At 71.8% G+C, this 14,171-nt stretch carries 13 protein-coding genes; 4 read left to right on the top strand and 9 right to left on the bottom strand.

What is annotated here, in order from left to right:
• The first annotated feature begins 134 nt into the window (after nt 1-134).
• Complete coding sequence (locus FHX80_RS25180) at nt 135-1,088, top strand: GNAT family N-acetyltransferase (RefSeq protein WP_145766275.1); 954 nt, start codon at nt 135-137, stop codon at nt 1,086-1,088.
• Between the two features lie 342 nt (nt 1,089-1,430).
• Here the strand turns inward: FHX80_RS25180 and FHX80_RS25175 are convergent, their stop codons facing one another.
• On the bottom strand, nt 1,431-2,822 hold the full coding sequence (locus tag FHX80_RS25175; protein ID WP_145766274.1) for a GH1 family beta-glucosidase: 1,392 nt from the start codon (nt 2,820-2,822) through the stop codon (nt 1,431-1,433).
• Between the two features lie 194 nt (nt 2,823-3,016).
• On the opposite strand from FHX80_RS25175, the gene treZ reads away from it, so the two are divergent.
• On the top strand, nt 3,017-4,777 hold the full coding sequence (gene treZ, locus FHX80_RS25170; protein ID WP_145766273.1) for a malto-oligosyltrehalose trehalohydrolase: 1,761 nt from the start codon (nt 3,017-3,019) through the stop codon (nt 4,775-4,777).
• Between the two features lie 28 nt (nt 4,778-4,805).
• Here the strand turns inward: treZ and FHX80_RS25165 are convergent, their stop codons facing one another.
• Nucleotides 4,806-5,936, bottom strand: a complete 1,131-nt coding sequence (locus tag FHX80_RS25165) for an aminopeptidase P family protein (RefSeq protein ID WP_145766272.1) — start codon at nt 5,934-5,936, stop codon at nt 4,806-4,808.
• 199 nt (nt 5,937-6,135) lie between these two features.
• On the bottom strand, nt 6,136-6,774 hold the full coding sequence (locus tag FHX80_RS25160) for a nucleoside/nucleotide kinase family protein (protein ID WP_145766271.1): 639 nt from the start codon (nt 6,772-6,774) through the stop codon (nt 6,136-6,138).
• A gap of 119 nt (nt 6,775-6,893) precedes the next feature.
• Between FHX80_RS25160 and FHX80_RS25155 the strand changes: the two genes are divergently transcribed.
• Entirely contained in the window at nt 6,894-7,280 is a 387-nt protein-coding gene (locus tag FHX80_RS25155) for a VOC family protein (RefSeq protein WP_145766270.1), read from the top strand.
• A 139-nt stretch (nt 7,281-7,419) separates the two neighbouring features.
• On the opposite strand, the gene FHX80_RS25150 is transcribed toward FHX80_RS25155, so the two are convergent.
• The 6 genes from FHX80_RS25150 to FHX80_RS25125 form a co-directional block, all read right to left on the bottom strand.
• Entirely contained in the window at nt 7,420-7,983 is a 564-nt protein-coding gene (locus FHX80_RS25150; RefSeq protein WP_145766269.1) for a cysteine hydrolase family protein, read from the bottom strand.
• A 125-nt stretch (nt 7,984-8,108) separates the two neighbouring features.
• Nucleotides 8,109-9,035 (bottom strand): LysR family transcriptional regulator, encoded by a 927-nt coding sequence (locus FHX80_RS25145; RefSeq protein ID WP_145766268.1) that lies wholly within the window; start codon nt 9,033-9,035, stop codon nt 8,109-8,111.
• Between the two features lie 55 nt (nt 9,036-9,090).
• Nucleotides 9,091-10,284 (bottom strand): glycine C-acetyltransferase, encoded by a 1,194-nt coding sequence (locus tag FHX80_RS25140; protein WP_145766267.1) that lies wholly within the window; start codon nt 10,282-10,284, stop codon nt 9,091-9,093.
• 51 nt (nt 10,285-10,335) lie between these two features.
• Nucleotides 10,336-11,364 carry an L-threonine 3-dehydrogenase gene (tdh, locus tag FHX80_RS25135; RefSeq protein WP_145766266.1) on the bottom strand — a complete coding sequence of 343 codons (1,029 nt, stop codon included), beginning with the start codon at nt 11,362-11,364 and terminating at the stop codon, nt 10,336-10,338.
• Between the two features lie 499 nt (nt 11,365-11,863).
• Nucleotides 11,864-12,322 carry a hypothetical protein gene (locus FHX80_RS25130; RefSeq protein WP_145766265.1) on the bottom strand — a complete coding sequence of 153 codons (459 nt, stop codon included), beginning with the start codon at nt 12,320-12,322 and terminating at the stop codon, nt 11,864-11,866.
• A 321-nt stretch (nt 12,323-12,643) separates the two neighbouring features.
• Nucleotides 12,644-12,874, bottom strand: coding sequence for a hypothetical protein (locus FHX80_RS25125; protein ID WP_244318433.1), 231 nt, complete (start codon nt 12,872-12,874; stop codon nt 12,644-12,646).
• 162 nt (nt 12,875-13,036) lie between these two features.
• On the opposite strand from FHX80_RS25125, the gene FHX80_RS25120 reads away from it, so the two are divergent.
• Nucleotides 13,037-14,134 (top strand): MerR family transcriptional regulator, encoded by a 1,098-nt coding sequence (locus tag FHX80_RS25120; protein WP_167523743.1) that lies wholly within the window; start codon nt 13,037-13,039, stop codon nt 14,132-14,134.
• Nucleotides 14,135-14,171 lie beyond the last annotated feature (37 nt).

The raw sequence follows: 14,171 nt of genomic DNA, 5'->3' as shown, positions 1-14,171 counted from the left end.
TCGCTCCTGAACGGGCCCCGGCCACATCCCTCACCCGGATATCCAGGGGCGCCCGGAGCGATGCGTTGCTACCGTCTGCCGCCGTGCCGCCCCGGCGACCGCCGGGGCGCTCCCCTGTCCTCCCAGGAGACTTTGTGCCCGACGCACCACACGAACTGACCTTCCGTCCGCTCGCCGGGCCGGAGGAGCTCGCTCTTTTCTGCCGGCTGTCGTACGTCCTCGACCACGAGCTGGCGGACGACCTCGGCTCCGGCCGCCGCCGCCCGGAGTGGATGTGGGTGGCCCTGCGGGGCGAGCGGGTGGTGGCGCGGATCGCGTGGTGGAGCCCGGACGGCAAGGTGCCGCTCCTCCTCGACTTCTTCGACCTCGACGACACGCTACCCGAGCCCGAGCGAGGCGAGGTGGGCCTGCGGCTGCTGGAGACGGCGAGCGCGGCGGTCGTGCCCGCAGGCGGCCCGCGTCCCGAGTACGGGCGATTCGTGCCGTCCGACTGGCGTGAGGACCCGGTGGCCCGTGATGTCGTCGAGGCCCGGGTCCGGGTGATGGAACGCGCCGGTGCCCGGATGCTGGTGGAGCGGCTGCGCCTGGAGTGGCGCGCGGGGACCCCGGTGCCCGCGGACAGCGGCCGGCTGCGCTTCCGCCCGGTCGCCGGGCGCGAGGACCTCCTCGCGCTGATGACTCCGGTGATGGAGGGCACCCTCGACGCCCACGGCCAACAGGACCTGGCCTCCGGGCTGTCGGCGCGCCGGGCCGCGGAGAAGCACTACGACGAGGAACTGGCCAACTACACCACTCCGCGGGAGTGGTGGCGCATCGCCGAGCTCCCCGACGGCGAACCGGTCGGCTTCGTGATCCCGGCCCGCAACAACTACAACCCGATCATCGCGTACATCGGTGTGCTGCCCGCGCGGCGTGGTCACGGCCACATCGACGAGCTCCTCGCGGAGGGCACCCGGGTGCTCGCGGGGCAGGACGGGGTGGAGCGGATCCGGGCGGCGACGGACCTGGGCAATATTCCGATGGCGAGGTCTTTCGAGCGTCTGGGGTACGTCAACTTCGAGCGCGCCTTCGACATGGTGTGGGACTGACGGAGCCGCCGCGGCAGGCGGGCCGGGGCGCGCAGCCGGACCACCTCCACCGGGCCGTCCCACGCTGGGCGTGACCGCTGGGAGGGACGCGTGGAACGAGGCAGCGTCGACGAGGGCTTCGTCCGCACCCTCGCCCGTGACCGGCACCCGCACCTGGCCGGCCTGGGGATCCGGCCGGCCGCCTCGGGCTGGGACAACCAGCTCCGGCGGCTCGGCGACGGACTGGTCGTGCGGCTGGCGTTGACCGAGCGTGCCCCCGAGCTCCTGCGCGAGGAGTTCCCGGCCGGCCCGGGGCCGGGCCGGCCGCCGGATCCTGGACCGGGTCCTCGCCTCCGCCCCTGCCTAGCGCGCCGAGTCCGCGCCGGTCAGGCTGCCCGGACCGGCGCTCTGCCGCTTCTGTTCCCTGATCATTTCGCGGTACCAGGCGTACGAGTCCTTGGGCGTGCGGCGCAGCGTCTCGTAGTCGATGTGGACCAGGCCGAAACGCTTGCCGGCTCCCTCGATCCACTCGATGTTGTCGGTGAGCGACCAGGTGAAGTAGCCGCGTACGTCCACCCCCGCGTCCATGGCCGACCGCAGGGAGTTCAGATGGGCGTCGAGGAAGGCGATCCGGCGGGTGTCCTTGGCGGGTTCGTCGAGGGCGCAGCCGTTCTCGGTGATGTAGAGCGGCGGGAGCCGGTCGCCGTAGCGGCTGCTCAGCTCGACGAGGGTTTCGCGCAGCCCGTCGGGGACGACGGGCCAGCCGAAGTCGGTCTTCTCGTATCCCTCGATCTCCCTTATGCCGAAGGGCAGTTCGGCGGGCATGCCGAAGCCGGCGAAGGTGTCGAGGGCGTCGGACCTGGGCGCGCCGACGAGTGTGGGGTTGTAGTAGTTGACCCCGTACCAGTCGAGCGGGGTGGAGATGGTCCGCAGGTCGTCCTCGACCGGGCCCGGCATCAGTGCGGCGAATTTCTCGTCGGGGTAGCTGCCGATGAGGAGCGGGTCGGCGAACAGCCGGTTGGTCAGCGTGTCGTACAGCTCTGCGGCGAAGCGGTCCTCGTCGGACTCCCCCGCGGTCCAGACCGGGGAGTGCGAGACGGCGATGCCGATGTTGTCGGCCCCCGCGGCACGCAGTGCGCGTACGGCCAGGCCGTGGGCGAGGAGCTGGTGGTGGGCGGCGGGCAGTGCGTCGAAGAGGAGGGTGCGGCCGGGTGCGTGCTCGCCGAGTGCGTAGCCGAGCATGGTCACTTCGGCGGGTTCGTTGATGGTGATCCACATGGGTACGCGGTCGGCGAGGCGTTCGGCGACGATGCCCGCGTACTCGGCGAAGCGGTAGGCCGTGTCCCGGTTGAGCCAGCCGCCGGCCTCGTCCAGCGGGAGCGGGGTGTCCCAGTGGTAGAGGGTGGGGGCGGGGGTGATCCCGCGGGCGCAGAGTTCGTCGACGAGGCGGTCGTAGAAGTCGAGCCCCTGCGGGTTGACCGGGCCGCTGCCGCCGGGGACGACGCGCGGCCAGCTCACCGAGAACCGGAACGCGTCGGCGCCGAGGCCGGCCAGCAGGGCGACGTCCTCGCGGTAGTGCCGGTGGAAGCCCGTGCCGCGGCCGGTGTCGGCGCCGTCCTTGATCCGTCCGGGCTGCGCGGCGAAGGCGTCCCAGCCCGATGGGCCCTTGCCGTCGGTGTCGGCGGCCCCCTCGGTCTGGAAGGCGGAGGCGGAGGCTCCCCAGAGGAAACCGGGCGGGAACATCGGCACAGTCATCTCGGCCTCCACAGCCGTAGTGAGACCGACCGGCAATCGGGGACGGTCCAAGAGGAAGTGCGTATGGCGGAAGTCGGCAGGGCAGTGATCAGAACCAGACTTTAACCGCCAGTAACGGGCTCGATCCAGTGTCGTGGGTCGGTGATTGCGACTTCTGTCGACCATGGGCCGGACGACGAGACGAGGAGCGCTGCATGCAGTTCGACGTATGGGCACCGGATGCGGAGTCGGCCGCTCTGCGGCTGGCGGGTGAACTGCGGCCCATGGAACGCGATCCCGGACGGGCCGGCTGGTGGACGGCCGACGCGCAGGCCGCGGACGGCGACCGCTACGGCTTCGTCCTCGACGGCGGGCCGGTGCTCCCCGACCCCCGCTCGCGGCGCCAGCCGGAGGGGCCGGACGGCGAGAGCGCGGTCGTCGACCACTCCGGGTTCGCATGGCGCTCCGACTGGGCCGGGCGCGGGCTGCCGGGCGCCGTCCTGTACGAGCTGCACATCGGTACGTACACCGCCGAGGGGACCTTCGACGCGGCGGCCGCGCGGCTCGGGCATCTGGCCGAGCTGGGCATCACCCATGTGTCGCTGATGCCGGTCTGCCCGTTCCCCGGTGTCCACGGCTGGGGGTACGAGGGGGTGTCGCTGTGGGCCGTGCACGAGCCGTACGGCGGCCCGGAGGGACTGAAGCGCTTTGTCGACACGGCGCACGGGCTCGGTCTCGCCGTCGTCCTGGACGTGGTCCACAACCATCTGGGCCCCTCCGGCAACCACCTCCCGTCCTTCGGTCCGTACTTCACCGACACGCACCACACACCGTGGGGAGCGGCGGTCAATCTGGACGCCCCCGGCTCCGACGAGGTGCGGGCGTTCCTGCTGGGCAGCGCGCTCGCCTGGCTGCGCGACTACCACCTGGACGGCCTGCGGCTCGACGCGGTCCACGCCCTGGCCGACACCCGGGCGCTGACGTTCCTGGAGGAACTGTCCGCGGCGGCCGACGCGCTCTCCGCCGAACTGGGCCGCCCGCTCTCGCTGATCGCGGAGTCCGACCGCTGCGACCCGCGTACGACGACGCCCCGCGAGTCGGGCGGCACCGGTCTGCACGCGCAGTGGAACGACGACTTCCACCACTGTCTGCACACCGCCCTCACCGGTGAGGCGCAGGGCTACTACGCGGACTTCGCCGTCGCCCCGCTGGCCGCGCTCGCCAAGACCGTGACCAGTGCCTTCTTCCACAACGGTACGTACTCCGGCTTCCGCGGCCGGACGCACGGCCGCCCCGTCGACGTCACCCGCAGCGCCGCCCACCGCTTCGTCGGCTATGCGCAGACCCACGACCAGATCGGCAACCGGGCGCTCGGCGACCGGCTCGCCGCCTCCCTCTCCCCCGGTCTGCTGGCCTGCGCGGCGGCGCTCGTGCTCACCGGACCGTTCACGCCGATGCTGTTCATGGGCGAGGAGTGGGGTGCCCGTACGCCCTGGCAGTTCTTCACCGACCACACCGACCCGGAGCTGGCCGAGGCGGTACGCAACGGCAGGCGGCGGGAGTTCGGCGCGCACGGCTGGGCCGAGGAGGACATCCCGGACCCGCAGGACCCGGCCACCCGGGACCGCTCCTGCCTGGACTGGAGCGAGCCGGGGCGGGAGCCGCACGCCCGGCTGCACGCCTGGTACCGCGAGCTGATCGCGTTGCGCCGCACCCTGCCCGACCTCAGCGACCCCGATCTGGCGACGGTGAAGACGGCGTACGACGACGAGGCCCGCTGGCTGGCGTTCCGGCGGGGCGATCTGCGGATCGCGGTCAACCTGGACGAGAAGCCCGCCACGATCCCGCTCGGGGGCGGCCGGCACCGGAGCGGCGGTGGCCGGGTGCTGGCCGCCTGGCAGCCGGTCGAGGCGCCCGGCGCGGACGGGGTGCTGCACCTTCCGCCGGAGTCGTGCGTGGTGCTGGCGGACGACTGATCCTCCGCCGCCGTTGACCGGGGCGGCGCTACTCGACGATCGCCAGCTCGCGCGCGGTGGAGTTGAGGCGCCGGCCGCCGTCCTCGGTGACGGTCACGATGTCCTCGATCCGCACACCGAACCGGCCCGGCAGATAGACGCCGGGCTCCACGGAGAAGCACATGCCGGGGACGAGCGGCTGCTCCTCGCCCTCGATCATGTACGGGGGCTCGTGGGTGGTGACGCCGATCCCGTGGCCGGTGCGGTGGATGAACCGGTCGCCGTAGCCGAACTCGGTGATGACGGCGCGGGCGGCCCGGTCGATGTCCTGGCAGGCGGCACCGGGCCGGACCGCGTTGCAGCCGGCCTCCTGCGCCTCCCGCACGACGTCGTGGACCCGCTGCTCCTCGGCGGTGGGTTCGCCGACGTGGACCGTACGGGAGGTGTCGGAGCCGTAGCCGTGCTTGAGGCCGCCGAAGTCGAGCACGACCATGTCGCCCCGCTCGATGGTGCGGCTGCCCGCCTCGTGGTGCGGGTTGGCGCCGTTCGGCCCGGAGCCGACCACGGTGAAGTCGACCTGGGAGTGCCCGTACTCGGTGAGCAGCCGGGCCAGGTCGGCGGCGACGTCGGTCTCCTTGCGGCCGGCGAACCGGACCTTCAGGATCTCCTCGTACGTGGCGTCGGCGGCGGCCCCCGCCGCGGTGATCCGCTCCAGCTCGGCGGCGTCCTTCACGGCGCGCAGCATCGGCAGCGCCTCGGTGAGGGAGGCGTACGAGGTCCCGGGCAGGTACTGCTGGAGGCCGAGCAGGTGCATCGCCCAGGTGTTGTCGCTGATCCCGAACCGGCCCTTCGCGTCGAGCAGCGGTGCCGTGACGGCGTACGGGTCCTTGGCGTCCGTCCAGTCCCGCAGGGTCAGGGCGGGTGCGCCGACGGCGTGCTCCGCGTCCGCTGCCTCCAGCGTCGGTACGACCAGGACGGGGTCCTGTCCGGCGGCGAGGACGAGGACGGTGAGGCGCTCGGTGATCGCGGTGGGCCGGTACCCCGTCAGGTAGACCAGATCGGGTCCGGGCGCCACCAGCAATCCCGCGAGTCCGGCGGCGGCGGCGCTCTCGGCGGCACGCGTCATCCGGGCCCGGTAGTCGTCGGCGGTGAACGGCACGGGCTGGTTCGGGCTGGGCATGCGGGACCTCCTGGCGGCGCGGAACGGCTCCCTGCATCCTGCCCGTACGAACGGCCGTGCGCGAGCGGTCGGGGCGGGTGCCGTGCGGTTCCTCCCGGGCTCGGGGACCGAGGGCCGGTCCGGCGGATCAGGGTCCGGGTCCGGGCCCGGCGGATCAGGGCCCGGCGGATCAAGGTCCGGCAGATCAGAGTCCGGCGGATCAGGGTCGGACGGGCCCGAGCCGTACGACGAGGTCGGCCCGGTCGCGGCCGCGGGCGACGAGCCGTGCGTTCGTCTCGTCGGAACCGGCGACCCAGCGCTCCGCGTACGGCCGCGGCTTCCCGAACCGCACATGCCGCTCGACGAGCCTGCGGATCCGTACGTCCTGGTCCAGCTCCAGGTACCACGCCTCGTCGAGCAGCCCGCGCACCGGCGCCCAGCCGCCGTCCCCGTGGAGCAGGTAGTTGCCCTCGGTGACGACCAGCGGAACGTCCGGGGCGACCGGGAGGGACCCGGCGACCGGCTGCTCCAGGGCCCGGTCGAACGCGGGGGCGTACACGACGGTCTCCGGCTGCGGTGTGCGCAGTCGCCGGAGCAGGGCGGCGTATCCGGCGGCGTCGAAGGTGTCGGGCGCGCCCTTGCGCGCGGCACGGCCGAGCCGTTCCAGTTCGGCCTGGGCGAGGTGGAAGCCGTCCATGGGCACGAGGACGGCGAGCGGCCCGAGGGCGTCGACCAACTGCCGGGCCAGGGTGGACTTCCCGGCACCGGGTGGCCCGGCGATACCGAGGACGCGGCGCTCCCCGGCCAGGGCGAGCCGACGGGCGCGGGCGGTCAGCCCGATGAGGTCACTGGTGTCCATGCCCGATATTGTCCCGCTGCGGGCCCGGCGCCCCCAGGCCCCGCGAGCCCGGCCCGATCCGGCCGACGGGCCCTGCGCCGCGCACTCCCCCTGCCCGCCCTGATCAACGAGGACCCCCCATGCCGCACATCGCTCTGGTCACCCTGGTCGTCCGCGACTACGACGAGGCACTTGCCTTCTACACCGACGCCCTCGGCTTCGAACTGGTCGAGGACACCGACCGGGGCGACGGCTCCCGCTGGGTGGTGGTCCGGCCGCGTGGGACGCGTGGTTCGGGTCTGCTGCTGGCCCGGGCCAAGGACGAGGAGCAGGGGGCGAGCGTCGGGGCGCAGACCGGGGGCCGGGTCGGCTTCTTCCTGCACACGGAGGACTTCGCGGCGGACCACGCGCGGATGCTGGCGGCGGGGGTGCGGTTCCTGGAGGAGCCCCGGCACGAGGTCTACGGTTCGGTCGCGGTCTTCGAGGACCTGTACGGCAACCGCTGGGACCTGCTCCAGCCCGCGTGACCCGGCCGGGGACGCTCAGCGGATCCCGTTGTCCTCCGGACACCCCGGCACCCGGAGGATCCCGGCGGTGGCTCGTGCCGCCAACCGGTCCGAGGCCGGGCCCGGTGAGGACCGCGCCGATGCGCCGGCTCTGCGCCCGCTACCGCGGTGCGATGACTTGGAGCCAGTCCTCGACGGTGACGACGTCCCCCCAACGCGGGAACAGCCTCTCGGTGAGGACCCGGTGCAGTTCGGGGTCGGTGTCGAGGCAGGCATCCACCAGGACGGTGATGCCGAAGTCCAGGTCGACGGCTTGGCACAGGGTGGACAGCACCACACCGCTGGTGGCGAGGCCGGTGACGACGAGGCTGTCGATGCCGCGCCGCCTGAGCACCAGGTCGAAGTCGCTGCCCGAGAATGCGCTCCCCCGCCTCTTGGTGACCACGCCGTCGCCCTGCCGGGGAGCGACATCGGGATGGATCTCGGTACCGGCGTCGCCCTCGGCGAACAGGCCGTCCCGCACCGCGTTCGTGATCACCCTGTTGCGAGGGCTGACTTCCGGATCGCCCGGCGGTAACCCGATCGTCACGTAGATCACGGGGATGCCGGCCGCGCGGGCACCGTCGATCGCTTTGCTCAGGCGCGGCAGATATCCGGAGCCGTCGTCGACGATGTCCACGATGTCCTGCTGGACGTCCATCACGAGGAGCGCGCTGTTCGCCATGTCGACTGCCCTTTCGTCACCGGGAAGGAGCAGCAAGTCTGGCCGATCGGCCGGGCCGCGGCGGGCGATTCCGGAGATCCGCTTCGAGGCCCGAAACCCGCCACCGGAAGCCCGCGCCCGGTGCCTCAGCCCGTCCCGCGGCCGAGCCCCACGCCTCCCGCCGCCCCCGCCAGCGCGTCCAGCACCGGTGCGATCAGCGGATGCGCCTCCGCTCCACGGCGTACCGCCGCGAACACCCGGCGCGTCGGGGCGGCGCCCTGCACCGGGCGGACCACCACGTCCGTCAGGTCCATCCCGCGCAGCGCGGATCTCGGGACCAGGGCCACTCCGGCATCCGCGCCGGCCAGTGCGACGACCGCGTGGAAGTCGTCCGAGGAGTGTTCGAGGCTGGGCGCGAAGCCCGCGTACTCGCAGGCCAGGACCACCACGTCATGGCACGGGTTGCCCGGGTAGGGGCCGATCCAGGTGTCCTTCGCCAGATCGGCGATCGCCACCTGCTCCTGGTCCGCCAGCCGGTGCCGCACCGGGAGCACCGCGTCGAACGGCTCCGAGTACAGCGGCACCCGGGTCAGCCGGCGGTCGTCCTCCCCCGGTGCGCCCCGGTACTCGACGGCCACCGCCACATCGACCTGGCGGTCCAGCACCATCGGGACGCTCGCGTCGCCCTCCGCGTCCTGGACCCGGACCCGGATGCCGGGGGCGGACCTGCCGAGGGCGGCGATCGCGGGGGCGAGGACCAGGCCGATGCCGGTGGCGAACGCGGCGACCGTGACCGTCCCGGCGTCACCCGCGCCGTAGGCGGCGAGCTCCGCCTCCGCCCGCTCCAGCTGGGCCAGCACCACGTTGGTGTGGGTCAGCAGGATCTCGCCGGCAACCGTGAGCCTGGTTCCTCGCGCGTTGCGCTCGACCAGCCGGTGCCCGGTCTCCTGCTCCAGCGCGGCCAGCTGCTGGGAGACGGCGGAGGGGGTCAGATACAGCGCGGCGGCCGCCGCGGTCACTGTGCGGTGGTCCGCGACCGCACGCAGGATGCGCAGCCGCCGTGCATCGATCATGTGCCTATTGTCCCAGGTCGCGGAGAGCGTCCGGTACGCCCTCCGCGACGGGGTGCTAGGCGCCCAGGGCTGTCCGTGCGTCCACGAACGCGTCGACCGCGCGGTTGACGTCCGCCGTGGAGTGCGCGGCGGACAGCTGGACGCGGATACGGGCCGCGCCCTGCGGGACGACCGGGTACGAGAACCCGATCACGTACACACCGCGCTCCAGGAGCAGCTCCGCCATCCGGCCTGCCTTCGCCGCGTCCCCGATCATCACGGGGGCGATGGCGTGGTCGCCGGGCAGGACGTCGAAGCCTTCCTCGGTCATCCGGGTGCGGAAGAGCGCGGTGTTGGCATTGAGCTGCTCGCGCAGGTCTCCGGCGGACTCCAGCAGGTCGATGACCTTCAGCGAGGCCGCCGCGATGACCGGGGCGAGCGAGTTGGAGAAGAGGTACGGGCGCGAGCGCTGGCGCAGCAGCGCGACGATCTCGGCGCGGGCGGCGACGTAACCGCCGGAGGCGCCGCCGAGCGCCTTGCCGAGCGTGCCCGTGATGATGTCGACGCGGTCCATCACGTCGTGCAGTTCGGGGGTGCCGCGCCCGCCGGGGCCGACGAAGCCGACGGCGTGCGAGTCGTCGACCATGACCATGGCGTCGTAGCGCTCGGCGAGGTCGCAGATCTCGCGCAGGGGTGCGACGTACCCGTCCATGGAGAAGACGCCGTCGGTGACGACGAGGCGGCGCCGGGCCCCGGACGCCTCCTTGAGCTGCTGCTCCAGGTCGGCCATGTCGCGGTTGGCGTAGCGGAAGCGCTTGGCCTTGCACAGCCGGATGCCGTCGATGATCGAGGCGTGGTTGAGGGCGTCGGAGATGACCGCGTCCTCCGGGCCCAGGACGGTCTCGAAGACTCCGCCGTTGGCGTCGAAGCAGGAGGAGTAGAGGATCGTGTCCTCCTGGCCCAGGAAGGAGGAGAGCCGCTGCTCCAGCTCCTTGTGGACCTCCTGGGTGCCGCAGATGAAGCGGACCGAGGCCATGCCGTAGCCCCAGCGGTCCAGCGCCTGGTGCGCGGCGGCGATCACGTCGGGGTGGTCGGCGAGGCCCAGGTAGTTGTTGGCGCAGAAGTTGAGCACCTCACCGGGGCGGCCCCCCGCGGTGACGGCGACGGTCGCGGACTGCGGGGTGCCGATCACGCGCTCGGGCTTGTGCAACCCGGCGGCCTCGATCTCTTCGAGGGTGGTGCGCATGTCGTCGCGTACGGAGTCGAACATGAAGGGGTCTCCCAGCTGGGTACGGAAGCGGCCGGACGGGGCGGTAGGAGGTCAGACGGTCCAGTCGAGGATGACCTTGCCGCCGAGTCCGCTCGCCGCGTCGTCGAAGGCCGCCTCGAAGTCGCGGTGGCCGTAGCGGCCGGTGATCACGGGGGCGAGGTCGAGGCCGCCCTCCAGCAGGACGGACATGGCGTACCAGGTCTCGTACATCTCGCGGCCGTAGATGCCCTTGACCGTGATCATGGAGGTGACGATGCGGGACCAGTCGACGGCGAAGTCCTCGGAGGGCAGTCCGAGCATCGCGATCCGGCCGCCGTGCGTCATGTTCGCGATCATGTCGCGCATCGCTTCGGGGCGGCCGGACATCTCCAGGCCGATGTCGAAGCCCTCGCGCAGTCCGAGCTCCCGCTGACCGTCGACGATGGACTGCTCGCCGACGTTGAGGGCGAGGCTGACGCCGATCTTGCGGGCCAGCTCCAGCCGGGCCTCGCTGACGTCGGTGATCATGACGTTACGGGCCCCGGCGTGCTTGGCGACGGCCGCGGCCATGATGCCGATCGGGCCGGCGCCGGTGATCAGTACGTCCTCGCCGACCAGCGGGAACGTCAGCGCGGTGTGCACGGCGTTGCCGAACGGGTCGAAGATCGCGGCGACGTCCAGGTCGACGGGGACCCGGTGCACCCACACGTTGGACGCGGGCAGCGCGACGTACTCGGCGAACGCCCCGTCGCGGCCGACACCGAGCCCCACGGTGGAGCGGCAGAGGTGGCGGCGGCCGGCCAGACAGTTGCGGCACTTGCCGCACACCAGGTGGCCCTCGCCGCTGACCAGGTCGCCGACGGCGATGTCCACGACATCGGACCCGATCGCGGCGACCTCGCCGACGAACTCGTGGCCCAGGACGAGCGGGGTCCTGACCGCCTGCTGCGCCCAGCCGTCGTAGTTACGGATGTGCAGGTCGGTACCGCAGATGCCGGTACGGAGCACCTTGATGAGCACGTCCGAGGGACCGGTCTCCGGCTCGGGAACGTCCATCAGCCAGAGTCCCGGCTCGGCCTTCTGCTTCACGAGTGCCTTCACGGCTGCGGCTCCCTGTACCTGGTACGGCGTTGATCTCCCCGGGCCGGGGGCATGCCTGAGGAAGCCTGCGGCCCGGGGAAGAATGAGGGGACGGCGTGGCAGCGCGCTTCGACCGGCTGCCGCGCACCATCCTCCGCCGTCACGGAGAAATCTGCCGTACCGCGCGCCCCAGGTCCATCGAGGTTTTCTTAAGCGCGGCCGCAGCTCCGCTTCACGCCCCGCCGCGCGGGCGGGGGCCCGGCCGCTCGCCGGGCTGCCGGAGTCCGGCTTCTTTCCCGGCTTCCTCCCCAGGGGACGGCTTGCTCCATTCGGCGCACGCACGGCCCTGAACCCCGTCGCCCCTTCACTCCTTCAGCGGTTCGCGCCTCCAGCAGGAACGCCGTTCTCTGCGCCAGGTCAAGGAGAACCTTCGAGGTCTTGGTGCGCCGGAAGCAGCGGAGAACGCCGATGACGCGGCGACGGCCGGGACGGAGGCTCCGTCCCGGCCGTCGCGCTGCCCTTATGGAACTGGCGGACCGGCCGGACCGTTGGTCGGCACTGGGCCGGCGGCAGGCGCAGGCTGGGATGCCGCACCATTCATGGCCTCCCGAAGGCCACGGAAGGCGCCGCTGACCCCCGAGCCGATCAGGCTTGCCTCCGAAGCGGTGACAGGCCGACCGAGAAACTTGGCAACCACCACCACCATCGGTGGGATGAGTGCGACTGCGACCCAGGCGTGCCCGCTCCGGGCCAGCCAAACGGTGGCCAGGAGCAACGCGATCAGCGCGAGGAAGCCCATCACCGTTTCGAAGCGCTGTTGCTTCCGCTCATCTGCCCGCTGCGCCCGTTCGTGCTCGCGCTGCTCGCGAGCGTTCCATGCCTCGAGCAACGCGGCCTTGCCCGGTCCGTCCAAGTCCGTCCGCTGCAGAACGAGCTGATAGACGTCCCGAAGATCTTGATCCCTCTGGCCTCGGTTCATCGGCCCGACCCCCCGAGTCGGCCCAGGTCTCGTGGGACCTCCCCAGCTCGCAGACTGCGTGCCAGCTCGGCGACGATCCCTCGCTGCCGGCTCCGGGCAGTCTCTCGGCGCCCGATTCGGTGCGCGACATACCTGGATGCGACTGCGGCGGCAACGCTGCCCGTCGTGGAAACAATAGACAGGGCCTCCAGCACGGACGACACGAACTCACCTCCGTTGTATGCGTATTGATGCAGAAATGACCGCACCCCAACCAGTAGAGCACGACACTCGGACATCCCTCCGGCCTCGCCGGTCGCCATGCCTGGGATCCGGCGACGTTCACCCGCTCACGTGACGAGTACCGGGCAGGCCAAACAGGACTGTGGTTCTGACGGCGGTCCGGGCCGCGTCGGCTTGTTCGGCTTGTTTGGTGCGGACGAAGATCAACGTCATGTCGATGTCCTCAATCTCGCCCCGCCACTGCTCCTCCTCGGCTCGCTTGCGACGGAGAACCAGGTCCCTCTCGATCTCGACCGGCCACAGCGGCATCTTGGGGTTGATCTGCCGCATCGGGCATCGGATTCAGTCTTCTCCGAACCGGACCATCGCTCTGGCTCGCAGGAGTCGCCTCGGACCGCCCCTTCGCGTTCGGCTCTTGCTGCCGTGAGTGAGGCTCTTGACCCTCACGTGGCGTCAGGCTGCACAGTCGGTGCCGTGGAGGATCACTGGACCGTGGGACATGTGGCCGAGCTGGCCGGCGTGAGCGTCCGCACGCTGCATCACTATGACGAGATTGGGCTCGTTCGGCCTTCGGCGCGAACCGCGGCCGGGTACCGGGCCTATTCGGCGGGCGACGTGGAGCGGCTGCGTGAGGTGCTGGCCTATCGGCGGTTGGGCTTCGGGCTGCGGGAGGTTGCGGAACTGGTCGGTGACCCGTCCACCGACGCGGTCGCACACCTGCGCCGACTGCGCGGCCTGCTGCTGGAGCGGCGTGATCGCGCTGACGCCATGGTGGCGGCCATCGACAGGGAACTCACGGCACGGGCGAAGGGACTGAAGGTGACACCGGAGGAGCAACTGGAGATGCTCGGTGCGCGACTGTACGACGCGATCGGCGGCGCTTACACCGCGACACGGCATACCGAGCCGCGGATCGCCGCGCAGATCTGGGGCGCGCTCGGGGACGCGCGGACGGTGCTGAACGTCGGGGCCGGCACCGGCTCCTACGAGCCGGCTGATCGCGACGTGACCGCGGTGGAGCCATCGGCGGTCATGCGGGGGCAGCGGCCTGCCGGCGCGGCGCCGTGTGTGGCCGCCGCCGCGGAGAACCTGCCGTTCGAGGACCACTCCTTCGACGTCGCGATGGCCGTCTCCACCGTTCACCACTGGGGGAACCCCATAGCGGGGCTGCGCGAGATGCGGCGCGTGGCCCGCCGCGTGGTGGTGCTCACGTTCGACACCGACGAGCCCGGATGGCAGGACCGGTTCTGGCTAACCCGCGACTACCTGCCCGAGTTCGCCGACGTCCTCGCAGAGTTTCCCTCGCTCGCCGGGATGGCCGACGCGATCGGCGCACGCGCTGAGCCGGTCCCAATTCCGTGGGATTGCGCTGACGGCCTGTTCGAGGCGTACTGGCGCCGACCGGGGGCGTATCTGGAGGATCATGTGCGCCGTGCGATGTCGGTGTGGACGAGGGTCGGGCCGGAGGCCGAGCAGCGGGCGGTACGAAGCCTCGGCGACGACCTCGACTCCGGCCGGTGGGCCGAGCGCAACAGCGACCTCGCCGACCTCGACACGGCAGATCTCGGCCTCCGCCTGCTCATGGCTTGAACCAACCGCGTCGCAGCGTCAGCGTCGTGGCGGCTCC

Origin of the sequence: Streptomyces brevispora (assembly GCF_007829885.1) — a bacterium.
GTDB lineage: Bacteria > Actinomycetota > Actinomycetes > Streptomycetales > Streptomycetaceae > Streptomyces > Streptomyces brevispora.
The sequence above is the reverse complement of the archived record's forward strand: the minus strand, read 5'-3'. Positions and strand labels throughout refer to the sequence as shown.